The following is a 26,862-nucleotide window of genomic DNA, read 5'->3' as shown; positions in this document are numbered from 1 at the left end:
AAAGCTGGAAGTTCTCGTCTGCATCTTCTCCTAAATGGGAAATCAGATATTCCGGGAATCGGGATTCCATGGATTCCATATCAACATCATCTACAAGTTCTAAGTAGGTATTAAACCAATTTGCCCCCCAACCGGGGCCTTCCTGATCGTCAAAAAAGGTATTCATGGCTATCACCCCTTCAAATTGTAAATGTGACCTTTCAGGAATATCTCTCATCACTCCAGTTACAACGGCGAAAGCACTGTCTGTATCGGCTACAGGTAGAACTTTGCCAAGGGCAGGCTCATCACCAAAAAGAATTTTAGCCCTTTTCTCGGTAAGGATCATACCGTTTGGTTCTTTCAGTGCAGTACTTTTATCTCCCTGAACCAGCTCAAAATCAAACACCTCTAGAAACCGCTCGTCTGCCCAGATGGTGTTAGGAATGGTCACTCGTTCACCCTTATCCATAAGTATTAAATCCCCACCATTGGTCATGGTCGTATAATTCAAAACTTCTGAGAATTCCTCATTGAGGGTAGGTCCCATGGGAAACATGCTGAGTGCCACTTTCTGTGGAGCCACCATTCCTTCCCAATTCTGCACTTCATTCAGTCGAAAAACATTTTTAGAATGCATTTGATCAAATCCTCGCTCATACCCTACAAATAGCATAATGATTAGGCAAACAGCCATCCCAATGGAAAGACCTAACACATTAAGAAAGGAGTAAAGCCTATTTTTAATAAAATTTCTCCAAGCGATTTTAAAGTAGTTTTTCCACATAATGTTGGAAGGTTTATAAGTTTGAAGGTTGGAAAGTTTGATAGGACATGGTGAAAACTATTTATTCCATTTTCTGGTCCAACCTTCTTATTTCTAACCTCTTGATTCTATTTTCTTGTTTCTAATCTCTATACTCTATTGCTTCTTTCTATTTACCACTTAATTCTCACTCCCAGCATCCTACTCCCCACTCCCAACTCCCAACTCTCAACTTCCTTCTCCCCACTTCCAACTTCCATCTTCCTACTTCCTTCGCCCCACTTCCCTCTCCCAGCTTCCTACTCCCCACTTCTCTCTTATCTATTCCACTTCCATACCAGTCAAAAAGCCTCAATACCGCCTGTATTTAATGTTTTCAAAAAATAAGCATCAGAAACTACGGACAATTTTGTTCGCTATCGGGCAGAAAGAATGATTTTACCCAGTCCAGCTTTAGCCTTTGAAATAATCACCTTGAATGAAACAGAAAGACATAAAAAAACCTGCAACAAATTCTTGCAGGTTTTTAGGGGGATTATAGTCAGCTTATCGCTTTCGGATTCGGCTAGATCCTGAAGTTCGTATCTCTCCCAGTCTTGGCGAACCGGAATACACTACATCTCCGGAGCCAGAGGATCGTACTGAGATTTCTCCCAAATCCCCAACATGCGTATCACCTGAACCTGACTTGGTAACATACAAACTACCTATTGCTAGCCTTTCTCCTTTGAAATCTCCTGAACCGGACTGCTTGATTTCAGCTGATTCTACTTCTCCATCAGCAATCCTTATCTCAGCTGAGCCGGAAATAGAAGCCGTTAACTGACCTGCTATGAGCTCCTTCATGGAAATATCTCCTGAACCTGATAGCCCAATTGAAAACTGGTCTGCTCTTACCGGGGTGTCAACTTTCATATCTCCTGAACCTGATACACTTACTCCTTCCAAATTGCGGTAGGTGACATAAAACTTAAGCTTTACATTGCTGTAGCTACCTCGTTCTAGTCCGAGGTTCAATTCATCACCCTTTATTTCAGTTTTCACCTTACTCAGGTCGACACCCCTTACCTCAATTCGGACCTCCTCACGATTCCCTTCTGTCAGGATCACCTCCCAACTTCCACCGGAACTGACTTTGGAAAAGCTTCCCAAATCACGGGTTTCGGTCTGCTGAGCCTGTACACATGACACCATGGCCAAAAGGGCAAATGCCGAGATAAACAGTTTTAGATTAGTTCTCATAGCTATAGATTTTAATAGTGGATTATACTTATTCGTTTTTAATACTTTTTACGGGGTTGGCCCAAGCAGCACGGATAGTTTGACTGGTAACTGTCACTGCCGCTATCAGTCCTGCTATCAATCCAGCCCACAGGAAAGTAGTCCAAGATATGCCAATTCGATAGGCAAAATCCTCCAGCCAGCTACTCATTCCGAAATAAGAAAGCGGGATAGCAATCAAAAATCCTACTCCAACTAGCTTCAGGAAATCTTTTCCCAAAAGGACTAGAATATTGGAGGTCTCAGCTCCCATGACTTTTCGGATACCGATTTCTCGGGTTCTTTGTTCGGTTGCAAAAGTTACCAATCCTAAGAGACCCAATACTGAAATCACAATTGCAAGGACTGAAAAGAAAGTAAAGATGGTTTTGACTCTTGCCTCAGCTTCGTATTGACGATTAAATCCTTCATCGATAAAGTTTGGTTCGAAGGGATAATCCGGTCGGAATTCCGCCCACTCTCCTCGCAAATAAGACATAACCTGCTCCCGCTGATCTGCATCGAATTTGATACTGACTTGATTATTTCTATCCTGAGAAATCAAAAATACGATGGGTACAATCGGCTGATGAAGGCTTTCGAAGTGAAAATCTTCCATCACACCAGTCACAAATCCTCGCCTTCCTCCATAGAGAAATTGCTTTCCGATCGCCTCCTCAGAAGAGGTCCATCCAATCTCCCGGATAGCAGCTTCATTCAAAATAAATGCTTCAGTGGAATCACTGGCACGTAGATAATCGAAATCTCTTCCCGCTGCCAGTGGAATCCCGTAAGTATCCAGAAAATTATGAGCCACATGGATATCTGCAATCCGGACATTTAATTGGGTCAATTCCCCTCCTACTTCAGCTGTTGCGCCTTGGGAATCCAGCAATCGACCGGAAGGAACCCGACTGGATAAACTCACCTCCTGAATGCCCGGGTGATTCTCCAATCTATCTTTGATGATCAGGTAGTTTTCATTGATTTGATTGGAGCTAGGAAGAACTACAATATCTTCTTTGTCAAATCCCAAGTCCTTATTCTGCATAAAGCTCAACTGCCCTATCACTACCAAAACGGCGACTATAAGCATAACTGAAATAGCAAACTGACCCACGACCAAAACAGCGCGGAAGTTTTCATGACCTTTTCCAGCTTTGAATGCACCTTTGAGAACTTTTGCAGGTGAAAAACCAGATAAAAACAAGGCAGGGTAGCTTCCTGATATCAATCCCACAAAAAGCACAATACCTGCAATCCAAAGGAAATACTCCGGATTGGAAATGAAATTTAGGGAAAGTGGACTTTCTAAAAAGTTAGAGAAAGTCGGCAAAAATAAATATACCAAGCCGACGGCGATTATCATGGAAATAAAGGTCATGACGAAGCTTTCTCCCATAAATTGCCTAATCAAAACCAGCTTATCGGCACCCATTACTTTTCGCAGACCTACCTCCATGGATCGGAGCGATGAGCGAGCAGTACTTAGGTTCATAAAATTAATACAGGCAATCAAAAGAATAAATAGAGCCACTGCGGCATAGATGTAGACATAGTCAATATTCCCATTTGCGCCAATTTCCGAATCCAGATTAGAGTACAAATGAATATCCTGAATGGGCCAAAGGAAAAGCTTGGTGGTTTGGGACATAGGGATACCTGAGCTGGTCTCTCCCATATGTCTATCAATCATGGAAGGAAGCTTATCTTCGAATGCCTGATAATCTACACCTGAAGCGAGTTTGAGGTAAGTGGAGAAATTATTCGACCCATAATTTCCCATAAAAGCTTCCTGTCCTCCATAAAATTGGATGACCGGTATCATGGAAGCAAGGAAATCCACATGGAAGTGGGAATTTTCAGGGATATCCTTGATTACACCCCGCACCTGCATGGTAAACTGCATCCCTTGAATTTCTACCAACAAATCCTTACCTACAGCACTTTGATCACCAAAATATCTTTGAGCTGTCTTTTCAGTAAGGATAAGTCCATCCGCCTCTGTCAGAGCATCTCGCGACTCTCCTTCTAAAAGCTCCCATCCGAAAACATCGAAAACTTCTGGATCGGCGAAGAAAAAGTCCTCTTCCACAAATGAATCCTCCCCATTTTTTATCAATGGATCGGCATTCATCAATCGGGCTGAAGCCTCCACATCCTCTGGAAAATCAGATTGAATCAGCGGGCCAAAAGGAGGTGCTGCATGACCTAAATGAAGGCTTTCCTCTCCACTAGGGTTGAACCAAGCCCGAGATACCCGGTAAAGGCGATCGACATCCTGATGATAATTGTCATAGCTCAATTCGTAGCGAACATAGAGCAGAATCACCAAACTGACTGCCATCCCAATTGCTAAGCCAAAGAGATTGATAAAAACATACAATGGATGCTTTTTGGCGTTCCTAAATACGATTTTGAAGTAATTCTTGAACATAGGAGGCTCGGGTTTAGAAAAAATGCCGACAAGTACGTACTCACCGGCATTCGACTTTCATAAGGCTGGGTTTAATATTATTGCTTGATCACACGAGTAGATCCGGAGACACCTACATTCAATTCTGGATTTCCTTTGTAATACACATTTCCAGAGCCAGAGGCACCTACTTTCAATGACTTGCACTCTCCTACATAGGATTTTCCTGAGCCTGATTTGCCAACATTGATTTGCTCAGCTACTAGGCCGGGTCCACTGAAATCTCCTGATCCTGACTGTCCGATCAATAATTTCTTGGTTTCTCCACCTTCAATTTTTACATCTCCAGAGCCACTGATCCCTACATTAACGGTCTCAGCAAAGACATTTCTCATCTGAACTAAGCCTGATCCGGATACTCCAAGATTCAATTTCTTAGTATCCACATCGTCCTCGACTGTAATACTTCCCGAACCAGAAGAACCCAGTCCAGTCAATTCCCGGACAGTTACATAAAAGTCAAGATCTACATTGCGATAATTTCCTTTCTCGAGCTTAAGCTTAAGCTTCCCGTCTTTTACCTCAGTGATGACTTTGTTGAGAGCGATATTACCGGATTCTATGGTCACCTCATCCCGATCACCAATGGAGACATACACATTCCAGTTTCCACCGGACTCAATACTCGTAAAAGCTCCCGGAGTACGTGTTTCCGTACCTTGAGCATTAGCAGAAAAACCTAAAAGAAAAAGGAGCAGAACTGCAGCGGTTGTTTTAATCAGATTCATAACATGTGTTGGTTTATAATTATTAATTCAGAGATGGTGCCAAGAGCAAAAAGTGCTTTTACAAGCTCTTTGAGTGGGTTAATTAATATTGATTGTCCGATCTGACCAGAATTTGACCGCGAGCGGACAATCAATTTGGAATTATATCGATCTGAGCAAAGCAAGTAAATAAATGAAGCTTTACTCGTTTTTTAAGTAATCTACCGGATTGGAGGCGGCTGTTTTAAAGCTTTGATAACTCACTGTAAGCCAAGCAATAAAAATTGCAATGAGTCCTGACCCCAAAACCAGCATCCAGCCTATCGAAGTTTTAAAGGCGAAATTCTGCAACCAGAAAGTGTCCATGACATAGTATGCCAAGGGACCTGCAAAAATAAATGCCACCAATACCAGGATGGTAAAATCCTTGCTCAGTAGAGTAATTAAATTAGGCATACTGGCCCCCAAGGCTTTTCTAATACTGATTTCCTTCGCTCTTTGCTCTGTGGTAAAAGCAGCTAGGCCAAATAAACCCAAACACGCAATGCTGATAGCCAAAACCGTAAATACAAGAATTATATTGCCCATATTTTTCTCCGACCTATAAAGCGAATCAAAGTTGGAGTCCACAAAAGAGTATTCGAAAGCTGCTCCATCAGCATACTTAGCCCAAAGATTTTCAATAATTTTAACCCGGTCAGTGACATCACCCGGATTCAATCGAATAGCCATTTCATAAAAGTAATCTGGCTCAATCCCCATAATCAATGGTTCTATTTTTAGCTTTAGGTTATCGTAATTAAAATCCTTAATCACCCCGATCACTGTTCTCTCTTCAATTTCTTCCCCATTGAAATAACCAGAGATTTTTTGAGTACCATCCAGCTCGGTCCAGCCAATCTGCTTGAATGCACTTTCGTTGATAATCAAGGCTGTGCTGTCTGAGGGAAAGTCTTTAGAGAAAAACCTTCCTTCTAGCATTTCATAGCCCATGGCATCCAAATGATCATGGTCAACCCAATTCATCGTAAATAAGTAGTCTTGCTCGGTGTCAATGGCCCGATAAACGGAATTCCAGTCAATCTTGGGAGGAAGATTATTGGCATAGGAGGCAGCGATGAAGTCTGTATTGGCCAACAGTTCTTGCTTGAAAGCTTCCGCATTATTCCCCAGAGATCGGGTATGTAGCAGATTAATTACGTTTTCTTTATCAAAACCAAGGTTGACTTCCTGCATGTAAATAAGTTGCTTGTACACAACCAAGCTACTTATAATCAGACTTATAGACACAAAAAATTGAAAAACAACTAGTCCATTTCTAAACCCAGAACGTCTGGTTCCCTTTCTCACCTTCCCCTTAAGCACCTCTGACGGTGAAAAGGACGTCAGATAAAAGGCTGGGTAAGAACCTGCCAATAGGCCTACGAAAGCCAAAAAAGCAAAAAAGCCAAGAAGCAGAACAGGATTTAAGAATACGGTCCAACTCAAGTCCTTTCCTGATAGCGCATTGAAAGGCTGAAGTGCTATTAAAATTAGTACCAATGCAACGAAGCCAGAAAGAAAACTGTAAATCATAGATTCGGTAAGAAATTGTCCAATGAGAGGAAATCTACTTGCTCCTATGGTCTTCCTAACTCCTACTTCCTTCGCACGATTTGCAGATTTGGCAGTGGCTAAATTCATGAAATTGATACAGGCGATCAGGATTATAAAAATTGAGATCGCCCCAAAAATGTATAGATACTGGATATTTCCAGGTGTTGTGGGTTCCTCTGCAAGTTCGGAATGCAAATGAATATCCTTCACTGGCATAAAGCCATATCCAACATTATTTCCCTGAGCTCTCAGTTCATCCATTGAAAAGCCAAGGTATTGCTCGATCTCCGGCCCAAAATATTTTTCAATGAATCCATCCAGAGAACCTTGAACATTACTCATGTCCACCTCCGGAAATGTTCTGAAGTAGGTATATAGGTTATTGCTGGACCAATTTTCATTTTTCAAATACTCCCAGCTGTCACCGGACACAATCATGTCATAGGTAAGATGAGAATTGGACGGAGGATTGCTAATTACTCCCGTTACCTCGCTAGCAGTTTTTTCAGACCCGCGTAAGAGTACTTTGCCAATCGGATCTTCCTCTCCAAAATATTTTCTGGCATTTTCTTCGGTAATCACTAATTTATTTGGACCATCCAAGACAGTGGCAGGATCACCCTGTAGCAACTCAAAGCCAAAAAAGTCAAAGAAGTTTTTTTCAGCAACTAAAACATTGCTTTCAGTGAAAGTAAGATCCTCATACTGAATGGGGACAGTTTCCCATAGCCCCACTCTTAAGGTACTTTCTACCTCCGGAACCTCCTCAGCCATCGCCGGTCCTATGGGTGCACCTGTCAAGGCCATATCGAACTCATTCCCATTTAGTTTCCCTGTAAAATCGATCCGGTACAAATTTTCAATTTGTGGATGAAATTTGTCATAACTCAGTTCGTCTGCCACAAACACTACAATCAACATACTGGCAGCTATTCCTAGGCTTAGCCCAAAAATGTTGATCAACGAATAAATCTTGTTGTTACGAAGATTCCTAAAGATGATTTTCAAATAGTTTTTCAACATAGCTGGCGCGGGTTCGAATTTTATGAAAAGATGGAGTTGGTTTAGTCTCTATAGCGGAGATGCAGATTTTAAAAAGAAGGTTGCAAGCCTAATTCCAAAAATAAAAATGCCCTTTAAAGCTATTTAAAGGGCATTTTGAAATATCCAAACGTAATTAAAACTGTCCGTTTTCAGCTAGTTCGGACACTATTCCACTCGAATGGCGTCAACGGGATTGGACCAGGCAGCTTTTAGAGCCTGAAAACCTACTGTGAGCAAAGCAATCAAAATAGTTACAACCGCTCCCGCCAAAAAAGTCCAAACTGACAAGCCAGCATGATAGGGAAAATCCGCTTGCCAAGTTTTCATGCCATACCAAGCCAATGGAAAGGCTATAATTATCGCGATTAAAAGAAGAATTACAAAATCACTAATAATCAGTCGAATAACACTGGGACTGCTGGCACCGAGAACTTTTCGGATACCGATCTCTTTGGTCCGTTGCTCCACAGCATAGGCTGCCAAGCCAAATAAACCAAGGCAAGAAATCAAAATGGCTAAAATTCCCGCTGTGGAAAAAGCTTTGCCTAACTGTTGATCTTCAGCGTATTGCGAAGCAAACTGCTCATCCATAAAGTAATATTCGAAAGGATTTCCAGGGAAAATTTCTTCAAATGTCGCTTGCAGAGAAGTTAAGCTTTCTTCCAAATTCATAGGATCCACAATCAGAGAAAAGTAGGCCTGACCTTCATTTGGAAGCAGGATCATAGGCAGAATTTCTTCTTTGAGCGAAAGGTGATGATAATCTGCCACTACGCCTACAATCTCGTATACATCTTCGCCCCATTTGATACTTTGACCCGATGCATCCTCTGGTCTATCAAAACCCAATGTTTCAGCAGCCGATTCATTAATCATCAGCTTTCTGCTGGCATACCAGCCTTGATTGGCTTCCCCTGAAGTAAAGTTTCTACCTGACATGATGTCAATTTCAAAGACTTCCAAAAATTTTTCATCGATGATTCCCATCGCATAACTCTGATCTCGGTCCTCCGGCCGAGGCACCATGGGCGTAATCCCAGCTGCGGAAAAATTATAAGATCGACCGGGAAGTACATTGGAGGAGGCTGATCCTTTGACAAAAGCAAAATTATCGAGTTGATTTTTAAAGCTTACCAGCTTCTCCTTCGCATTTTCTCCTAATTCGTCAGGGCCTGAAATAACCAGTAATTGATCTAGATTCATCCCCAAGTCCCTATTTTGCATGAAGGAAAGCTGATCTTGGATGACCAAGGTAGAGATGATCATTCCCATGGATATGACAAACTGGAAAACCACCAAGGATTTACGTAGCCATTGTCCACTTTCAGGTTTGAGGTTGACTTGTGATTTTCTATCAAATTTTCCTGAAAGCACCACCACATAAAAACCCGAAATCAGCGAGCAAGAAAGGATAATGAATGTGATCAAAAGCCAAAAAAGCGGCAGATTAAAAGCTCCAAGCCAGATGGACTTACCTAAAACCGCTACGACTAAGGGCTCCATCAGAAAAACACCAATCAAAGCCAAAAGTGCTGAAATAAGAAAGAGAACCAAGGTTTCCAATACAAATTGCTGTGCAAGCTGCCAAGTATTTGCTCCAAGCACTTTTCGCATTTTGATCTCCTTGAGACGTGTCAGAATACTCGCTGCAGAAAGATTGAGGTAATTGACATAAGCAATGGCCAAAATCAGAACCGCCATAGCTCCAAAAACAAAGACACCTGCCCTACTTCCAAAAGTAGGAAGCGGATCATCGATAGATCTACCCAAATGCCATACGCTGAGGGGTTGTAGGTGCACAGTGATCCCGTCAAGACCAGGAAACCGCTTGAAGTAGTCAGTCATTTGCTTGGCAAGTTCCTCTCCATCGGTGCCAGGATTGGTTAGCAAATAGAGATTAGCAAATCCAGAATCCATTCCATTGGGATCGGCCCAACTATTTCCATTTCGATTTGCTTCATTTTCCAGATAATGAATGGAAAGAAAAACCTCTGCACGAAGGTCTGAACGCATTGGAATTTCATCCAGCACCCCAGAAATGGTATAGTCCGATTTGCCAAAATTGTTGCTTAGCGTGAAGCTTTTACCCAGCGCGTCCTCCTCCCCAAATAATTTTTTGGCAAGTTCTTGGGAAATGACGGCAGTTTGAGGGTCAGATAAATCTGCATTTCCACGCTTAATGGGAAAGGAAAAAGTCTGGAAAAAGTCTCCCTCTACAAAGCTGATGTCTGCTTCCTTGATCGCAATATTAGCTTCCCGATTAGAAATTAATCCTCCAGCGATAAAACCCGCCGCTCTTGTCACATGATCCAAATCAGAAAATTGATCCTCAAGAATATTGGCAAAGCCCGGTGGAAGAAAAATTTCAGCCTCACCATTTCCTTCAACTACCACCACGCGGTAAATATTCTCTTTTTTATCATGAAAGTCATTGTAGGTCAACTCAGTGGCTACATAGGCAAACAGCACTAAAAAAGTGAGCAATCCCAGGGTTAGTCCCAGCAGATTAACGGCAGAAAAAACCCGTCTCTTCAGTAGGCTTCGAAGTGAGATTTTTAGATAGTTGAAGATCATAAGTTCAGGATTAAGAGAAAGGATTACTCACTTTTAAGTGATTTGACCGGGTTACTTGATGCAGCTTTAAAGGCTTGAAGGCTGATGGTGACAAAGGCTATAAATGCCACGAAAAGACCGGCCAGTAGAAAAATGGAAGGACCCAAATTCACTTTGTATTCATAGTCTTCCAACCATTTTGTCATACTCCACCAAGCCAGTGGGCTTGCTAATACAAATGCAATCAAAACAAGTTTTGAAAACTCCTTGGAGAGCAAAACTACTATTCCTGAGGACGTGGCTCCCAGGACTTTCCTTATCCCAATTTCTTTGGTCCTTTGCTCTGCAGTAAAGGCAGTCAAAGCAAAAAGCCCTAGACAGGCAATAAAAATTGCGAAACCGGCAAAAACCCCAAATACCTTACCCAATCGAGTTTCTGCATGATACATTTTGCTGAATTGCTCATCCATAAATTCGTAAGTCAAAGGCTGACCGGGTGCCATATCTTTCCATGACTCCTCAATTAGTTGGATGACATTCTGAGTATTTTCAGCTTTGAATTTAAAGGATACCGGTCCTCCAGGAACTTCATTGTAAAGAAGCATAACAGGAGATACAGACTCTTTCATAGATTGAAAATTGAAGTCCTTCACCACTCCTACCACTGTACGGATTTGGTAAATCTCTTGATTCCCGTCTCCAAGAATCTGAGAATATACTTTTTGCCCGATCGGGTCACCTTCGAAATTGAACTTCTTCACCGCTGTCTCATTCAGAATCACTGCGCTACTGTCAGAGGGAAAATCAAGGGAAAAGTTTCTTCCAGAGACTAACTCCATGCCTAGTGTTGGAATATAGTTTTCGTCGACTCGCCAGTTTTGAATACTTACTGTGCTTTCCATATCAGCCAGATCCCGGCCCTCCACAAGCCAGGGACTATCACTTCTGTAAGATCCTGCCACTGGCAAATATCCACTGATAGTTGCCATTTCAATACTGTTATCAGCTAAGATCCGATCCTTAAAACCTACAAGTCGGTCATCCAAGGCGTAGGTATTAAAAACCGTGATCAACTGATCTTTCTCGAATCCTATCTCCCGGTTTTGTATAAAGCTCAACTGATTATTCACAGTAATCGTGGCGATGATCAAAATCACCGAAATAGCGAACTGAAAAACAACCAAAGTACTTCGGATAGTACCACTTTTCATCCCCATTCGGATTTTTCCTTTCAGAATACTTACAGGTTTAAAGGCTGAGAGGAAAAAAGCAGGATAGCTGCCAGCGATAAGCCCTGTAACAAGTGCACCGAGAACGATGACTGCATAAAAACCTGCAGATTCAACAGGCATTACGAGGCTTCTTTCTGCCAAATCATTGAAGAATGGTAGCATAAGAGTAGCCAAAGGAATCGCAATCAAAAATGCTATGGAACTAAGTAGGATAGATTCCATTAAAAACTGTCGAATCAAATGTATTCGAAAAGATCCCATCACCTTCCTAATTCCTACCTCCTTAGCTCTGCTAGCAGATTTGGCTGTAGAAAGGTTCATGAAATTGATACAGGCAATCAGCAGGATAAATAAACCTATAGCTACAAAAATGTACACATACTGTTCACTAAAATTTGCCTCAAATTCGCCTTCCAAATCACTCTTCAAGTGAATATCATGTAATGGTTGGAGAATGTATTCCAATGAGCTGCCTTGTGCAATCAAGTCATCAAAGGAAGTACCTTCACCAAAAAAGAGCGCGAGTTGGGGCTCCATGTATTTTTTGAGCATTGGGAAGAATTTTTCTTCGATGGCTTCAGGCGAAGACCCTTCATAGGCCTTGAAATAGGTCTGAAAATTATTGCTGAACCAAATTTCACCTTGGGCCTCTTGTAATCCTTCAGCACTCAATAAAAAATCAAAATGAAAATGGCTTGCCTCAGGCAAATCTTTGTAAACACCGGTGATTCTGAATTCCAATTCATTATCTAGTATCAGCGATTCTCCGACTGCTTCCTGATTTGGGAAGTACTTTTCAGCCATGGATTCACTGATAGCAACAGTAGCTGGTTCATCCAGAATTCCTTCTTGGGTTCCGCTGACCATTTCAAGATCAAAAACCTTGAAAAAATCCTTACTGGCCCATATTACCCTTCTCTCCAGTAGGTTTTCCGAATCATTTGGTCTTTTGACCAAATAGGGTCCCTGCTCACGAAAATGTACGGCGGCTTCCACTTCGGGAATTTCCTCCGGCAAAGCTCTGACCAAAGCTGCTGGAGTATATAAGTTATGGGAGGACCTCCCACCAAAAACAGTCTTGTTTGTGATTCTATAAATCCTGTCTCCATCCTTAAAATGCTTATCATAGGACGATTCATTGATCACGAAAAGGGCAATCACCATACAAACGGCAACTCCCACCGAAAGACCAAAGATGTTGATGAAAGAATAGAAACCTTGCTTGCGAAGATTTCTCAGTGCGATTTTGATATAATTTTGAAGCATCCCGATTTTCTTTTATGATTATCCGCAAACATGCCAGTTGCCTTATTTACTTTGCTTGACTGGTTGGAAGAACGAAGACCGAAGACCGAAGCTCCCGGATTCTGATCCTTTCAGCAGACAATAAGCCGACTTTTTGTCAATTCTGGTAAGAAAGCGGATATCCATATTTTCTTTAGTTCTTGATTTCTCCTGCCAAATATTATTCAGGTTTTGTGCCACCAAAAAAAGGCCTCCTGATATGTAGAAGGCCTTTTTTACTATTTCACATATTTGTAGTTCGAACAAAAATGTCCGCTCGCGGTCAAAACAATTACTCACTTTTCAGAGAATTCACCGGGTTATTTCGTGCGGCCTGAAATGCCTGATAACCAACAGTCAATAAAGCTATCAAAACAAGTAGCAGGCTAGACCCGGCAAATATCCACCAACTTAGATTAGTCTGAAAGGCATAACTTTCTAACCATAAATCGGCCAGATACCAAGCCAGCGGCATGGCTAGAAGAATTGAAATCAATACTAAATAGACAAAATCTTTGGACACCAAGGTCAATATCCCTATCGTTGAAGCTCCCAGTACCTTCCTAACGCCAATTTCTTTCCGGCGCTTTTCTGCTGTGAAAGCTGCCAAGCCAAAAAGCCCTAAACAAGAAAGAAAGATGGCTGTAACCCCAAAGTAATTGGCTAATTGAGCGGTGCGTTGCTCTGCTTGATAGAGGTTTTGATAGTTTTCATCCAAAAACTTGTAAGCTAAAGGCTTTCCGGTAAAGCTCTGAAAAAGTTCATCAATCGAAGCAATGGTTTCTACCTGATTTCCAGGCTGAATCCGTACCATGATTTTTTGAGCAAAATTGGGATCAAATTTGAGGAAAGCCGGTTTGACGGTTTCTTTTAGCGATTCAAAATGGAAGTCCCGGACCACACCGATCACTTCCTTATCTTCTCCCCAAAGATTCACGATTTGACCTATGGGATTCTGAAACCCAATGGTTTTTACAGCAGCCTCATTCAGGATGATTTTTTGGGATTCCTCTCCAAATTCCGGAGAAAAGGCCCTCCCAGCCAACATTTCGAAGCCCATCGTTTCGATCAGCCCCATATTAACTGTGATATTTTCAAACTTGATTTGATCATCAGGGTCCTTTCCTTCCCATGTGAGTCCAATCGTAGAGCTCCCCAAACCGACCAAGGGATGAGATAGACTAGAGGCATTTTCAACACCTGAAAGGCTTTTGGTCTGCTCTAGGAATGAAGGAAGATTTTTAGGATTGATGCCAGAGGAGTTGATCTCTAAAAGATGAGCCTGATTGTAGCCAAGATTCTGATTTTGGATGAAATTCAACTGCTTGCTTACTACCAAAATCCCAATGATTAAAAGCAAGGAAATCGAAAATTGGAATACAACAAGCCCTTTTCTGGCCAGAAGTTCTCCAAAACTCCCTTTGACTTGAATTTTCAAAACTTGAACAGGCTTGAACCGAGACAGATAAATTGCCGGATAAGCTCCAGCCATTAATCCGGTGATGATCCAAACTCCTCCCAAAAGAAGAATAAAACCCAGGTCAAAACGGAGATTTAGACTTTTTGAAGTAAGTTGATTAAAAAAGGGTTGTAAAAGGTAAGCGCCAAGCACTGCCAAAACCAAGGCAAAAAAAGTCAAGAGCAAGGATTCTGTCATAAACTGCCCAAAAAGACTTGAAGTGCTGGCTCCCATGGACTTTTTCACACCAATCTCCTTCATGCGACTCATGGACCTGGCGGTGGCCAAGTTCATGAAATTGATACAGGCAATCAGTAGAATGAAAACGGCAATAGCAGAAAATAGACGGACGTAACTGATCTTTCCCCCCACCACTTTTCCTTGCTCATATGTTCCATAGAGGTAAGTATCTCCATAATTCTGTATCATCACGGACACATTGGACTCAGCTTCCTTTTTTTTGATAAAGTCTATAATCTGCTCATTAAAAAGCTCGGGATCAGCACCCTCTTTCAAAAGGATGTCTGTCCCAGAATTAAAATTATCCCAATGAGCTCCATCTCCTAGCATCTGCAGGAAAAAAGGAAATGCAAGTAAGTACTCAGGCTGACGGGTTTCCAGGTTCGACGTGTCCTTGTATACTCCGGTGACTTCCACCTCATTTTCGAAATCAAAAACCTGCCAATGCAAAGATTTTCCCAGCGCTAGTTGGGGAGATCCAAACAATTTGATGGCTAAGGATTCTGACAAAATCACCGAATTGATTCCTGTTAAAGCTTTTTCCTGATTTCCGACCAGAAAAGGAACATCGAAGATCTCCAGGTAATCCTGATCCACAAAAAAGCCTGCAGCCTCCAGAACTACCTCTCCCTGCTCAAAGGTCATCCCTTCTATATAAGGAGAAATTGCGGAAGCTTTTTCAACCTGAGCCAATTCCTCCTTCATAGCTTCTGCCATTCTAGCCGGGGTGAAAGGCACAGTTACTAGCCCATTGGCATTGTCATGATTGGTCAGGACCGTGTAGATCCGATCAATGTTGGCATGCTGCCGATTGACAGCCAACTCATCCTGAACCCAAAGCATAATCAAAATCACTGTCGTCAACCCAATGGCAAGGCCAAAAAGGTTAATAGCAAAAATGTGTTTGTTTTTGAGGAAGCTTCGGAGGGAAAGAAGGAGATAGTGGGGTATCATGGGAGTTGGAGGGTTGGGAAGTATGAGGGTTGGGGAGTTGGGAGGTTTGGGGGTTTGGGGGTTTGGGGGATAGTAGGTGGTTAAGAAATAACATTTTGGATTTTATTACCCATTTTTATAATTTGATTTTTAGTTAACATACAACCAATTAAATGCTGTAGTTATGGAAACATTCAAATTTGAAAAACTAAGAATTTGGCATACCTCCATGGATTTTGGAGAGTTGATTTTTGAAGTATCTGGCAAATTTCCGAATGATGAGAAATATAATTTGATATCTCAGATCCGGCGAGCGGCTGATTCCATTGCCTTGAATATTGCTGAAGGTTCCACCGGCCAATCGAATAAAGAGTTTCGAAAATTCCTCGGCTATTCTTTAAGGTCCTTGGCTGAAGTGGTGACTTGCCTACATAAGGCAAAAAGAAGGAAATACATGAATGAAGAAGAGTTCACCTCTTTTTACAAGCAAGCCTACTCTCTGATGAATAGCATGGGAGCTTTTCGATCAACTTTGAAAACCAACTAGTATCTCCAGATAAGAGGCTATAATGGTTTGGAAGTACATACTTCCAAACCTCCATGCTCCCCTACCCCCTTACATTAAACATGAAACTGCTCCCGGATATTCTCGGTCACCACTTTTCCATCAAACAAATTGATGATTCTGTGGGCGTAGTTGGCATCGTGGGGTGAGTGTGTTACCATGACAATGGTCGTTCCTTCATTATTCAACTCTTCCAAAAGGCGCATAACTTCTTCACCATTTTTAGAATCCAAGTTACCCGTTGGCTCATCCGCCAATATCACGGATGGCTTAGCGACAATAGCTCTAGCAATCGCCACGCGCTGCTGCTGACCACCTGAAAGCTGCTGCGGGAAGTGATTTCTTCGGTGCATGATATTCATGCGCGTCAAGACCTCTTCCACCCGCTTTTTACGCTCATCAGCTGGTATTTTAAGATAAAGCAGCGGTAGCTCTACGTTTTCAAATACTGTCAATTCATCGATCAGGTTGAAGCTCTGGAAAACGAATCCGATATTTCCTTTTCTCAGTGATGAACGCTGCCTCTCGGAGTAATTGGCTACCTCTTGATCCAGAAAGTAATATTCACCCTCATCTGGATTATCCAAAAGTCCGATGATATTGAGCAAGGTAGACTTTCCGCAACCCGAAGGTCCCATGATAGCTACAAATTCGCCTTTTTTGATTTCGATCTGAATACCGTCCAAAGCGGTAGTTTCTACTTCCTCCGTGGTATAAAGTTTTCGAAGGTTGTTGGTTTTGATGACGTGTTCCATGGTAATAAGTTTGAAGATGGAAGTAGGAAGAGGGAAGTTGTCCCAAGTCCAATTCCAGATTATTTATTTGTTTTAGAAAATCATTTATAAATCGCTGAATCTTCTTTTGATAGATAGATTCATCTTAATTCGTTGTTTTGATTTTACTCCTATATCCAATAGTCATATTCATTAGGTCAAAACAATCTTGATAGTTCTTTTTAAAATCGTTTTCAGAAATATAGGCTCTTCGTTTGGCCTTATGTAAACAAGTCACAACTTCAGCAATCGAACGAATCGCATAACCCAGAAACTTACTCTGCTCAGGATTAGATTGTAATATTGATCCCTCTGCAATATTTAACGCGATAGAATCCGCAGCCCGGTTGATTTGACTTGTAAGGTTATAAACTTCTGCTTTTGTAAAGTTTTTAGACAAGCTTTGAATACTTTCTGCTAAATCCATTGCCTTTTGCCATATCAAGAGATTTTCAAATTTGAAGCTCATAATTGTATCGGTTAGTTGATGATCTATTTAACTCTATAAATTAATCAAATAACACCTCATCTTCTCTATATCTAATTCCACATTTATTAACGAAGTAGTTTTAATTCTAGAATTAAACTTGAGTTTTGGTTTGACAGCCAGCTCTTTACTGTGAAGAGTCCCTAATCTTCTTACAGCTTCCTACTCCCTACTCCCCACTTCCTTCTTCCAGCTTCCAGCTTCCCACTCAAATCACTTCATCTCCAGCACCTCATTATCCCCGAAATTCTCATATCCGGAAACGATGACTTTTTCACCTTCCACCAATCCCTCCAGCACTTCATAGTATTCCGGATTTTTTCTACCTAGGCGGATATTTCGCTTTTCGGCATTTCCTGTTGCCGGATTGATGACAAAGACCCAATTACCACCGGTATCTTTGAAGAAGCCTCCAGTAGCCAGAAGTAGACTTTGCTCGCTTTGACCCAATTCAAGGCGGATCCGAACACTCTGTCCCCTTCGAATTCCCTGAGGACTTTCTCCTGTGAATACCATGTCCACTTCAAAGCGACCATTGGTGATCGTAGGATAGATCTTGGATATTTCCAGCTCGTACTCCTGACCACTCAGGGTAAACTTACCCCGAAGACCTCTGCCGATTCTCGGAAGGTAAAGTTCATCGATCGGCACCCGAACTTTGAATTCATCCAATACATCAATCTGCCCGTATCGTTGCCCGGGATTGATGGCCTGACCTACTTCGATCTGCTCCATGGCCAATTGTCCGGCAATTGGAGCTGTGATAATCAGATTGTTTAAGATTTTGCCTACGCCTTGTAAGGAGGCCTGCATCCGGTTTTCTGAATTTCGGAGCTGATTCAATTGAATCGATCGAGCTATCGAGTCATTTTTATAGGATTCATAAGTCAGCCTTCTCCTTTTCAGATTGTATTCGTATTGCTCCTTCACTTCCTCAAATTCCCGGTCTGAGACCAGTTTTTTCTCATGAAGCTCCTTGAATCGCTTGTACTGAGGTTCCAAAAGGGAAATTTGATAATCGATTTCAGCTAATTGACCTTGTTGGCTCAAGTCATTTTGATCCAAAAGAAGCCGGGTTTGACGGAGATTATTGATTTGCTCATAAAGCATGGTCTCCCGCTGCATCACGTCAAGCTGTAAATTAGAATTGGTCAAAGCCAAAATGGTATCTCCCCGATCGACGGTGGCTCCTGACTCTCGAATCACCTCTGCTACCATCCCTCCTTCTACTGCATCCAAGTAAAAAGTCTGCGCAGGCTCAATCTGACCTGAAACCAAAATATAATCGGTGAATTCCCCCGTTTTGACGGTGGTGATACTCAATCGATCCTGTTCCACATTCATAGTAGACCGGTGATCGGCAAAGCCCAATTGATAAATGATTCCAGCGACCAAAAGAGCACCTCCGATGATGTAGGCAATTCGCCTAGGAGTCCATGTTTTCTTTTCTAATTTTCTATCCATTGTGTGTTGGCCTTTTTGAGGCTGTCTCTTTTATGCCAAAGGTTATGCCATGGAAAAATCATGGCTTAGAAGCTTTTTGATGGGTTTTTGAGGGAAAAGCTAAATTCCAACTCGAACATTTTCGTCCGCCAGCGAACAATCCCTTTCAAAAGCGAAGCGAATAGATTTTCAATTCAAAAAGTCGATATTGAGAAAAAATGGCCAAAATTGTTCGGATTCGCCCATTTTCAGAATTTTGATCAAAAGTGAAATTTTCGGCAAGCTTTTAGAACTTTATACAGCCTACCACAAAAACCACAAGATGTATGGAAGAGCGACGAATCGGAAAAATTCTCATTGTAGATGACAACGAAGACCTGCTAAAGGCTGCCAAGATTTTTCTTAAAAGGCACTTTGCCCAAGTAGATACCGAAACCAACCCTGATCTTTTGCCTATTCTCACACATAATGAAAATTATGATGTGATTTTATTGGATATGAACTTCACCAAGGACGTGAGTTCGGGACAGGAAGGCTTCTATTGGCTGGATCGAATCTTGGAACTTGACCCATCTGCTGTCGTGGTCTTAATCACAGCCTACGGTGATGTCAATCTTGCCGTCAAAGCCATCAAAGAAGGCGCGACGGACTTTGTCTTGAAGCCTTGGGAAAATGAGCGGCTACTTGCTACACTGAATTCTGCCCTTCAACTCCGTCAGAAAAAACTTGAGGTCAACCTCCTAAAAGATCAGAAAACTACCCTTCAACAGGATATTGACAATAAATTCAAGGATATCATCGGCCAAAGCCCGGCCATGCAAAAAGTCTTCGAAACGATCGAACGGGTGGCTACTACCGATGCCAATGTGTTGATTCTTGGCGAAAACGGAACGGGAAAAGAGTTGATTGCCAGAGCTATTCACCGAAATTCCCGAAGAAGTCGAGAGGCTTTTGTAGGAGTGGATTTGGGATCCATCACCCAAACGCTATTTGAATCGGAGCTTTTTGGGCATAAAAAAGGCTCTTTCACCGATGCCAAGGAGGACCGGGCAGGGCGTTTTGAGCAGGCTCATAAAGGAACACTATTTTTGGATGAGATCGGTAACCTTCCCCTACCCCTTCAAGCTAAGCTTTTGGCAGCTCTCCAAAATCGACAAGTTACCCGTGTGGGTGCAAATAAGCCTGTGGAAGTCAATATCCGCCTGATTTCGGCTACCAATATGCCCATTCACAATATGGTGTATGATAATAGCTTCCGACAGGATTTACTCTATCGAATCAATACCATCGAAATCCAACTTCCCCCACTTCGGGAAAGAGTAGAGGATATCCCCTTGTTAGCAGATCATTTCATTAATTTTTATTCAAAAAAATACAACAAAGACATCCGAAAAGCCTCTGAACCCCTAATCAAGCGGATGACGAAGTATCATTGGCCTGGAAATATCCGGGAACTGCAGCATAGTATCGAGCGCGCGGTCATCATGAGCAATCACAATGTGCTTCAGCCCGAGGATTTGTTTTTGCAAAAAATGGGACAGCCCGAGAAATCCGAAGAAAATGTGAGTTTGGAGCACCTGAATATTGAAGATGTGGAGCGAATCCTCATCCGAAAAGCACTGCAAAAGCACAACGGACATATCACACGAGCAGCTGAGGAACTGGGTTTGACCCGATCCTCGCTTTACAGAAGATTGGAAAAATATGGTCTATAGGCGATTTTCCGTAGGGATCACCTTCCGGATCCTTCTTATTACTACCTGTATTTTTTTGGGACTCTGGCTCTACTTTAGTCAAGGCCTGCTGCTTGCACCCGCAATTTTGGGAATTATGGTAGCAGGAATCGTCGGTGAGATGATTTATTACGTGAACTCGATCAACCAAAAATTAGCACGCTTCCTTGACTCCATCCGGTTTGCTGATTTTTCAAGCTCCTTTACCTCAGATAGCAAAATGGGGAACTCCTTTCGAGAGGTTAATATGGCTTTCAATGAGGTGATGGAAGTCTTCAAGCAAACCCGTGCTGAAAAGGAGGAGCAGATGCTTTTCCTGCAAGTAATCATTCAACACATCAATACAGGAATCATTTCTTTCAATGCTGAAGGCAAAATCGGTGTCATCAATAATGCCGCCAAGCACTTACTTCAGATTCCCCAGTTTCGGGATATCAGTGATTTGGGGAAGCTTTCCACAAAGCTTTTGAAGGAAGTCATGGAGATCAAACCCGGTCAACGAATCTCCCATAAGGTCAATTCAAACCTACATTTAATCATCCAAACCACTGCTTTGAAGATGGGCGGTCAAAGCTGGACTTTGCTTTCACTCCAAAATATCAATGCAGAATTACAATCCAATGAGCTGGAAGCCTGGCAAAACCTTACCAAGGTGCTCCGCCACGAGATTATGAATTCCATCACGCCCATTTCCAGCCTGGTCGAATCCCTTCGAACCATACTAGATGAAGACAGCTATGTGCAAAAAGAGGGAATGCTGATCAAAAAGGATGGATTCCAGGATATTCAGGAAGGATTGGATACGATAGCCAACAGAAGTAAAGGATTGGTGAATTTTGTCAATGCTTATCGGGATTACACCAATATCCCCATTCCTGAAAAGGAACTGGTTCGGGTTCAGGATCTTTTTGAAAATGTGCTCAGCCTCATGAAAGAAGAGCTCAAGTCTCAGAATGTTTTTGTCAAAACAGAGCTTCATCCCAAAGAGCTGGAAATACAGTGTGATCGGGATCAGATATCGATGATATTGATCAATCTGATAAAAAACGCCTCTGAGTCCATGCAGAAACTCGCCGACAGGCAGATCATCCTTCGGGGTGTTTCACAAGGAGATATGGGTATTCGGATTGAAGTCGAAGATCATGGACCGGGTATTGTGCCAGAGGCTTTGGAGCGAATATTTGTACCTTTTTACACCACCAAAAAGACCGGGTCAGGAATTGGCTTGGCAATTTCCCGTCAAATAATGAATCTGCATCGGGGCAGTTTGATTGTAGAGTCTGAGCAAGACAAGCGAACGGTTTTTAGTCTAATCTTCAAGTAGCCGGTTTCTCAATAAAATCTAATAGCGAAAAACCCGCAAGAAAAAAGGCAGCTCTTTTTAATCGCTGCCTTTTCTATAAGATCCTATTTTTGACGGAATTATTTGTTCGGTTGTGGAGTCATTCTCAAATAAGGCTTGATTACTCGATGACCTTTCGGGAATTTAGCTGGAATGTCTTCCGTCTTGATCGCAGGTGAAACGACCACATCCTCCCCTTCTTTCCAGTCAGCTGGAGTTGCCACGCTGTAATTTGCTGTCAACTGCAAGGAATCAATCACCCGAAGCAATTCATCAAAATTTCTTCCTGTACTGGCTGGATAAGTAATCGTCAATTTGATTTTCTTATCCGGACCAATCACGAATACCGAACGAACGGTAAAGCTCTCATTTGCATTTGGATGAATCATATCATAGAGCGTGGATACTTTCTTGTCTTCGTCGGCTATAATGGGAAAGTTCACAGCCGTATTTTGGGTTTCGTTGATATCACCGATCCAACTTTTATGACTTTCCAAACCATCTACACTTAAGGCGATCACTTTCACGTTCCGCTTGGAGAACTCATCTCTCAATCTTGAGACAGCTCCCAATTCCGTGGTACAAACTGGCGTAAAATCAGCTGGGTGAGAGAATAGCACTCCCCAACTGTCGCCTAGATATTCATGGAAGTTAATGGTACCTTCCGTACTTTCTGCTGTAAAATTCGGAGCTTCATCTCCTAGTCGTAATGCCATAATATTATTTATTTAAAGTCTATAGATTTTATAGAGTAATAGACAAAAGCTGAGTCAAAAAAGTTTATAAGGATCGCATTTTTTTTAAATTGGATGAAAGCAGGCTAGCTTCAGGACAAAACTCATTGAATATCAATTTCCTTTCTCCTCCCTGTCTTTTTGAATTCGTTCTTGCTTCTCTTCTTTTATTTTGAAAATTCTTTTTCGGAATACAAGAAAGAGGATCAAGATAATCGCTGGAATAACAATATAGATTACCAGATCCCAATTATCCGATAGATCCACCGGTCCACTAGGTTTTGGAATTCCCGGCTGATTTTGTGAATAAACTAGAAGAGGTAGAAAGAAAAAAAGAGATAAAAGGCACTTCGTTATTACTTGAGTTTTGTGATTGATTGGCATGGATTTTAAGATTGCTTCCTTATTAGTTTAGTGAAATTCTAAGCCAAAAAGAAGTAATCTGCCCGATGATTTAAAAAAAAGCAGATGAATAAAGAAGTTCAAGCTACTCTGTTTGGTGAAAAAATAAGGACTTGATTCAATCTAGTTCTATCCCCTTCAACAGATTTAGATAATAGCCTTTCAAAGACTTGGACATAAGCATTCATAATTCCATATCAGTCATCCATCATTTACTTATAGAGCTCTTCATGCATATTTTTCAGCTCTTCTACTGGGATTTTTATGATCTGACGGTCATAGGTCATCAATCCATTGGTTTCTATTTCCACGTCGGTGGTCTGAGTGTAAATTGCAGCGGCCAAGCCTCTAGAAATGTATTCGGCCAAATCCTTAATCATTCCGGAATACCTTGCCTTTAACTCCCCTGCCGAAGAAAAGCTTTGATATCCCCAATTATCTTTTTGCTGCCAGGTATGTCCCTCTATCGGAAGGCCCAAGCCACCAAACTCACCCAAAACCATGATCGATTTTTTACCAAATATTTTCGGATCGGGCATTACTGGATCAGGATAATTGTGCAAGTCAAGAATATCTCCAACCACCGAAGCGCCTTCCATTTCAAAGTTGCCTCCAGAAGCCGAGTTAATCAACCTACTTGGATCCAACTTTCGTGTCAGATTAACTATTTCACTGGTTTTGAATTGGCCCCAGGCTTCATTGAATGGAACCCAAACCACGATAGATGGGAAAAACTTAAACTCATTGATGATTTCCTGCCATTCAGTCTTGAAAATTGCCTCGGATTCAGGTGTTCTTACCTTTTCAACTCCCTCCCGAATGATACCAGGACGGACTTCCCAACGATTTCCCATGTCCCCACTAGGCATGTCCTGCCAGACCAGCATACCCAATCTGTCTGCATGAAAATACCATCGGGCAGGTTCAACTTTGACATGCTTTCTGATCATGTTGAATCCCATTTCCTTGGTTTTTTCAATATCAAAAAGTAAGGCTTCATCCGTGGGTGCCGTGTATAATCCATCCGGCCACCATCCCTGATCCAAAGGACCATATTGAAAAAGTGGCTTGCCATTCAAAAAAATCCGCTGAAAGCCATCCGGTGTTTTTGACATTCGGATATCCCTGTATGCGGCATAAGATTTTACTTCCTCGATTAGCTCATTTCCTTCTAATAATCTAAGGGATACTTCATACAAAAATGGAGAATCAGGTGACCAAGCCTTGGGAGCTGCCAACTTTACCGGCAAGGGAGTGTTGGGCTTTCCCCGAAAAGAACCAACAGCTTGCTTTCCGTCAAAAACAATCACTTCCACTTCCTGCTCGGCTTCTGCTTGTATGACTTCAGGATAAAAAACTTGGAGTCCGCTTTCCCAATCAGTATTGGAGTAGATACCTGAAATATAGCTTTCCGGCACATTCTCCAACCAAACCGTTTGCCAAATTCCCGTGACTGGTGTGTACCAGATTCCTTTGGGCTCTTTGACTTGTTTTCCTCGGGGTTGAGGCCCTGAATCACTGGGATCCCAAACGCGGACCCGGATTTTCTGGGTTTTGCCGGAATTCAATTGAGAAGTGATATCGAAGGAAAAAGAATCGTATCCGCCCTGATGGGTTCCTACTGGCTGATCATTTACCCAAACCTCTGTTTCCCAGTCAGAAGCCCCAAAATGCAATAAAATCCTTTTGTTTTTGGTTGAAAGAGTCAAATCAAAAGACTTTTCATACCAAAGCTCATTTTCTGGACCTACTTCTTTCTGAACTCCTGATAAAAAAGATTCCACCGGAAAAGGAACCGTGATTTTGCCTATAAAACTAGTCTCTGGTAGTACTCCCTTTGGTAAGATGGCATAATCCCATAGTCCGTTTAGATTTTGCCACTCTGTTCTTACCAGTTGTGGCCTTGGATATTCTGGAAGTGGCGCTTTGGAATCAACTTTTGAAGTCCAGGGAGTGGTCAGACGTGCAGACTGAGAATACACGAGAAAGGAACCAAAAAGAAAAAAAGTCATTAATAAGATTCGCATAGGAATAGAGATAATGTAGAGACAGACAATTAAGGTTTACAATACCTAAGTTGCAAAAAACAATTATCTTTCCCTCACCGTCAATCAGAAATAGCCATGGCTATTTCTCTTGATCTATCCTACCCATCCCGCTCTATCGGGATCCTGTTGCTTAATTTTCTGAAGCTCCTCTATCATCAGCAAATCACAAATTTATTTGAACATAAGGTTGCTTCCAGCGAATGAATGCTTTTTAGCGAGGGGCCGGATTGCAGGGCAGGCAAATTACGCCCAGGCAACGGCACTTTTAAATTCTAACTCAAACCACACTCAGCGGAAGTAAAATTTACCTTTGTGTAAGCAACGAGAGTAAATTCAATCATTTTTTACACTCGTTTAGGCTACAAAGGTAAAATTTACTCTTACAGGAAAGATGGATATTCAGACTTGAAATTCAACCAAGATCGAAAACGGAATATCAGTCAAAAAGAAAAGAGTTTCGGCTAATCATTCTCCGAACGTTTAAAACAAAAAAACCAGTCCATTTTATTGAACTGGTTTTCTCTTGCAGAGGAGGAGGGATTCGAACCTTCCTTATATCTATTTGATAATCAGCGTATTAAAATTCATCCAACAGAAAGAAGTAGAGTTTTACGCTTTTTATAACTTGGACTTTTTCCAACAGATTTATAGTCTCAAAAATAGACTCTTTATTCGTTCCAAACTAGGATAGCTAGCGAAAAAATTATTTAAAAGTTGAAGTTTCCCTAATAATCCAAAGAACTTGACTTTCCCAGGGCAATCAGTGAGCAGAAAGGCCTCAAACAGATCGATGTCGTCACCCATATCAGCGTGGACAAGTCAGCCTACAGTAAAATAGAAAAGGGAACCCGAGCCATCACCAGGGAATGGGTGAAAGATTACAATCAGAATCGACCTCATGGAAGTCTGAATGACTATTCTCCGGTTGAGTTTGCAAAGCAATGGGCGTTAACAGTGGATAACTTCTCCGAAGTTACCCACAATTAACACCCTTAATAGTAATAATAGTCATAATCAAAACCTGATTTTGTCTAATTTAGTATTGTCCAAAAAATGGGAAGCCTTCACTATCCTGTGCTGATTCTTGGATTTCCTTAATCTCAGACCTCAAACTATCATAAGATTCCTTTAAAGAATGGATTTGATTGAGTTCGGTTAGGTAGGGGATTTCAGGTTTGGTTGGTAAAGCAAAAATAGAATTTGAAATCGAAGGCTTGGGGAGATTTGAATTCATGCCACCTGGCAAGGTTTGGGCTTTCAATAAATAGGATGAGAGCATTAAACAACTAATAAAAATGAAGTTTTTTCTCATAGCAGAATTGTCAAACCAAATACATTTATACCCTTCATCTAAAAGTTATTTATCTGATAGTTTATAACCTCTATTCATTTTTTGAATTGCAAATTCTATTTTATGGTATAGTACCTACACCTAGGCCTAATCATATTTCTACTACTCCCAGAGGGGGCTTATTTTGTAGCGCTCTTTCACCTTAGCTTCAGGAATATACTTTAACGAAGGAGGGCCACCACCATGGGAATCGCTATCTTCGTATAACAGCTCCCAATATCTTTCATCATCCGGATCCTGATAAAGGTTTAACCAACCACTGGCATCCTTGGACACCCATTTAAGATGGTGTTGAATAAGCCATTCAATTCTTAAACAATCTCCGTCTTTTTTCATCTCTCCGTTTTCAAACACCCATTTCCCTTTTATCAATATTTCGTCTTTACTTATCTTTTTCATTGTACAACTCGTCTAACAGCATCTTCAGGAATTGCCTGATTAGGAATTACAAATTC

General features: G+C 41.7%; 20 protein-coding genes. 4 read left to right on the top strand and 16 right to left on the bottom strand.

Translation table 11 applies throughout. The features are described 5' to 3' along the window. From OU792_RS16760 to OU792_RS16720, 9 genes are all read right to left on the bottom strand, one after another. Positions 1–766 (bottom strand): ABC transporter permease (locus tag OU792_RS16760; protein ID WP_274670793.1); only part of this gene is annotated, 766 nt, incomplete at its 3' end. A gap of 166 nt (positions 767–932) precedes the next feature. Next, positions 933–1,100, bottom strand: coding sequence for a hypothetical protein (locus tag OU792_RS16755; RefSeq protein WP_166669413.1), 168 nt, complete (start codon positions 1,098–1,100; stop codon positions 933–935). 191 nt (positions 1,101–1,291) lie between these two features. Then, positions 1,292–1,987, bottom strand: coding sequence for a head GIN domain-containing protein (locus OU792_RS16750; RefSeq protein ID WP_081701468.1), 696 nt, complete (start codon positions 1,985–1,987; stop codon positions 1,292–1,294). Positions 1,988–2,015: 28 nt separating this feature from the next. Then, positions 2,016–4,442, bottom strand: coding sequence for an ABC transporter permease (locus tag OU792_RS16745; protein WP_274670792.1), 2,427 nt, complete (start codon positions 4,440–4,442; stop codon positions 2,016–2,018). A gap of 77 nt (positions 4,443–4,519) precedes the next feature. Further along, positions 4,520–5,209: a head GIN domain-containing protein gene (locus OU792_RS16740; RefSeq protein ID WP_222583560.1), complete on the bottom strand. Its 690-nt coding sequence runs from the start codon at positions 5,207–5,209 to the stop codon at positions 4,520–4,522. 180 nt (positions 5,210–5,389) lie between these two features. After that, the gene (locus OU792_RS16735; RefSeq protein WP_274670791.1) at positions 5,390–7,807 is read right to left on the bottom strand and encodes an ABC transporter permease; all 2,418 of its coding nucleotides are present in this window, start codon (positions 7,805–7,807) and stop codon (positions 5,390–5,392) included. 186 nt (positions 7,808–7,993) lie between these two features. Continuing rightward, positions 7,994–10,402 carry an ABC transporter permease gene (locus tag OU792_RS16730; protein ID WP_274670790.1) on the bottom strand — a complete coding sequence of 803 codons (2,409 nt, stop codon included), beginning with the start codon at positions 10,400–10,402 and terminating at the stop codon, positions 7,994–7,996. Between the two features lie 23 nt (positions 10,403–10,425). Beyond that, positions 10,426–12,879, bottom strand: coding sequence for an ABC transporter permease (locus OU792_RS16725; RefSeq protein ID WP_274670789.1), 2,454 nt, complete (start codon positions 12,877–12,879; stop codon positions 10,426–10,428). Between the two features lie 310 nt (positions 12,880–13,189). Then, entirely contained in the window at positions 13,190–15,550 is a 2,361-nt protein-coding gene (locus tag OU792_RS16720) for an ABC transporter permease (RefSeq protein ID WP_274670788.1), read from the bottom strand. Between the two features lie 163 nt (positions 15,551–15,713). Here OU792_RS16720 and OU792_RS16715 point away from each other — a divergent pair, with 163 nt between their 5' ends. Further along, positions 15,714–16,076 (top strand): four helix bundle protein, encoded by a 363-nt coding sequence (locus OU792_RS16715; protein WP_134202513.1) that lies wholly within the window; start codon positions 15,714–15,716, stop codon positions 16,074–16,076. Between the two features lie 74 nt (positions 16,077–16,150). On the opposite strand, the gene OU792_RS16710 is transcribed toward OU792_RS16715, so the two are convergent. From OU792_RS16710 to OU792_RS16700, 3 genes are all read right to left on the bottom strand, one after another. After that, positions 16,151–16,849 carry an ABC transporter ATP-binding protein gene (locus tag OU792_RS16710; RefSeq protein WP_026947370.1) on the bottom strand — a complete coding sequence of 233 codons (699 nt, stop codon included), beginning with the start codon at positions 16,847–16,849 and terminating at the stop codon, positions 16,151–16,153. A gap of 124 nt (positions 16,850–16,973) precedes the next feature. Beyond that, positions 16,974–17,336, bottom strand: a complete 363-nt coding sequence (locus tag OU792_RS16705) for a four helix bundle protein (protein ID WP_134202512.1) — start codon at positions 17,334–17,336, stop codon at positions 16,974–16,976. A 231-nt stretch (positions 17,337–17,567) separates the two neighbouring features. Continuing rightward, positions 17,568–18,818 (bottom strand): efflux RND transporter periplasmic adaptor subunit, encoded by a 1,251-nt coding sequence (locus OU792_RS16700; protein ID WP_274670787.1) that lies wholly within the window; start codon positions 18,816–18,818, stop codon positions 17,568–17,570. Between the two features lie 305 nt (positions 18,819–19,123). On the opposite strand from OU792_RS16700, the gene OU792_RS16695 reads away from it, so the two are divergent. Continuing rightward, on the top strand, positions 19,124–20,512 hold the full coding sequence (locus tag OU792_RS16695) for a sigma-54-dependent transcriptional regulator (RefSeq protein WP_274670786.1): 1,389 nt from the start codon (positions 19,124–19,126) through the stop codon (positions 20,510–20,512). Beyond that, on the top strand, positions 20,502–21,854 hold the full coding sequence (locus tag OU792_RS16690) for a sensor histidine kinase (RefSeq protein WP_274670785.1): 1,353 nt from the start codon (positions 20,502–20,504) through the stop codon (positions 21,852–21,854). Before OU792_RS16695 ends, OU792_RS16690 begins: the two co-directional genes overlap by 11 nt. A gap of 98 nt (positions 21,855–21,952) precedes the next feature. On the opposite strand, the gene OU792_RS16685 is transcribed toward OU792_RS16690, so the two are convergent. Both OU792_RS16685 and OU792_RS16680 read right to left on the bottom strand, forming a co-directional pair. Next, complete coding sequence (locus OU792_RS16685; RefSeq protein WP_274670784.1) at positions 21,953–22,588, bottom strand: peroxiredoxin; 636 nt, start codon at positions 22,586–22,588, stop codon at positions 21,953–21,955. A gap of 632 nt (positions 22,589–23,220) precedes the next feature. Next, on the bottom strand, positions 23,221–25,020 hold the full coding sequence (locus OU792_RS16680; RefSeq protein WP_274670783.1) for a glycoside hydrolase family 2 protein: 1,800 nt from the start codon (positions 25,018–25,020) through the stop codon (positions 23,221–23,223). Between the two features lie 846 nt (positions 25,021–25,866). Here OU792_RS16680 and OU792_RS16675 point away from each other — a divergent pair. Continuing rightward, entirely contained in the window at positions 25,867–26,043 is a 177-nt protein-coding gene (locus OU792_RS16675; RefSeq protein ID WP_274670782.1) for an integrase core domain-containing protein, read from the top strand. Positions 26,044–26,092: 49 nt separating this feature from the next. On the opposite strand, the gene OU792_RS16670 is transcribed toward OU792_RS16675, so the two are convergent. Together OU792_RS16670 and OU792_RS16665 are read right to left on the bottom strand one after the other, a co-directional pair. Further along, positions 26,093–26,290 (bottom strand): hypothetical protein, encoded by a 198-nt coding sequence (locus OU792_RS16670; protein WP_274670781.1) that lies wholly within the window; start codon positions 26,288–26,290, stop codon positions 26,093–26,095. 219 nt (positions 26,291–26,509) lie between these two features. After that, positions 26,510–26,806 (bottom strand): Imm27 family immunity protein, encoded by a 297-nt coding sequence (locus OU792_RS16665; protein ID WP_134202497.1) that lies wholly within the window; start codon positions 26,804–26,806, stop codon positions 26,510–26,512. Positions 26,807–26,862 lie beyond the last annotated feature (56 nt).

Origin of the sequence: Algoriphagus sp. NF, assembly GCF_028823735.1 — a bacterium.
Taxonomy (GTDB): Bacteria; Bacteroidota; Bacteroidia; order Cytophagales; family Cyclobacteriaceae; genus Algoriphagus; species Algoriphagus marincola.
The sequence above is the reverse complement of the archived record's forward strand: the minus strand, read 5'-3'. Positions and strand labels throughout refer to the sequence as shown.

What these genes read in the sequence shown, in the direction of transcription:
- OU792_RS16750 (WP_081701468.1), bottom strand. Translation starts at nt 1,987, where the DNA reads ATGAGAACTAATCTAAAACTGTTTATCTCGGCATTTGCCCTTTTGGCC.
- OU792_RS16745 (WP_274670792.1), bottom strand. Translation starts at nt 4,442, where the DNA reads ATGTTCAAGAATTACTTCAAAATCGTATTTAGGAACGCCAAAAAGCAT.
- OU792_RS16740 (WP_222583560.1), bottom strand. Translation starts at nt 5,209, where the DNA reads ATGAATCTGATTAAAACAACCGCTGCAGTTCTGCTCCTTTTTCTTTTA.
- OU792_RS16735 (WP_274670791.1), bottom strand. Translation starts at nt 7,807, where the DNA reads ATGTTGAAAAACTATTTGAAAATCATCTTTAGGAATCTTCGTAACAAC.
- OU792_RS16730 (WP_274670790.1), bottom strand. Translation starts at nt 10,402, where the DNA reads ATGATCTTCAACTATCTAAAAATCTCACTTCGAAGCCTACTGAAGAGA.
- OU792_RS16725 (WP_274670789.1), bottom strand. Translation starts at nt 12,879, where the DNA reads ATGCTTCAAAATTATATCAAAATCGCACTGAGAAATCTTCGCAAGCAA.
- OU792_RS16720 (WP_274670788.1), bottom strand. Translation starts at nt 15,550, where the DNA reads ATGATACCCCACTATCTCCTTCTTTCCCTCCGAAGCTTCCTCAAAAAC.
- OU792_RS16715 (WP_134202513.1), top strand. Translation starts at nt 15,714, where the DNA reads ATGGAAACATTCAAATTTGAAAAACTAAGAATTTGGCATACCTCCATG.
- OU792_RS16710 (WP_026947370.1), bottom strand. Translation starts at nt 16,849, where the DNA reads ATGGAACACGTCATCAAAACCAACAACCTTCGAAAACTTTATACCACG.
- OU792_RS16705 (WP_134202512.1), bottom strand. Translation starts at nt 17,336, where the DNA reads ATGAGCTTCAAATTTGAAAATCTCTTGATATGGCAAAAGGCAATGGAT.
- OU792_RS16700 (WP_274670787.1), bottom strand. Translation starts at nt 18,818, where the DNA reads ATGGATAGAAAATTAGAAAAGAAAACATGGACTCCTAGGCGAATTGCC.
- OU792_RS16695 (WP_274670786.1), top strand. Translation starts at nt 19,124, where the DNA reads ATGGAAGAGCGACGAATCGGAAAAATTCTCATTGTAGATGACAACGAA.
- OU792_RS16690 (WP_274670785.1), top strand. Translation starts at nt 20,502, where the DNA reads ATGGTCTATAGGCGATTTTCCGTAGGGATCACCTTCCGGATCCTTCTT.
- OU792_RS16685 (WP_274670784.1), bottom strand. Translation starts at nt 22,588, where the DNA reads ATGGCATTACGACTAGGAGATGAAGCTCCGAATTTTACAGCAGAAAGT.
- OU792_RS16680 (WP_274670783.1), bottom strand. Translation starts at nt 25,020, where the DNA reads ATGACTTTTTTTCTTTTTGGTTCCTTTCTCGTGTATTCTCAGTCTGCA.
- OU792_RS16670 (WP_274670781.1), bottom strand. Translation starts at nt 26,290, where the DNA reads ATGAATTCAAATCTCCCCAAGCCTTCGATTTCAAATTCTATTTTTGCT.
- OU792_RS16665 (WP_134202497.1), bottom strand. Translation starts at nt 26,806, where the DNA reads ATGAAAAAGATAAGTAAAGACGAAATATTGATAAAAGGGAAATGGGTG.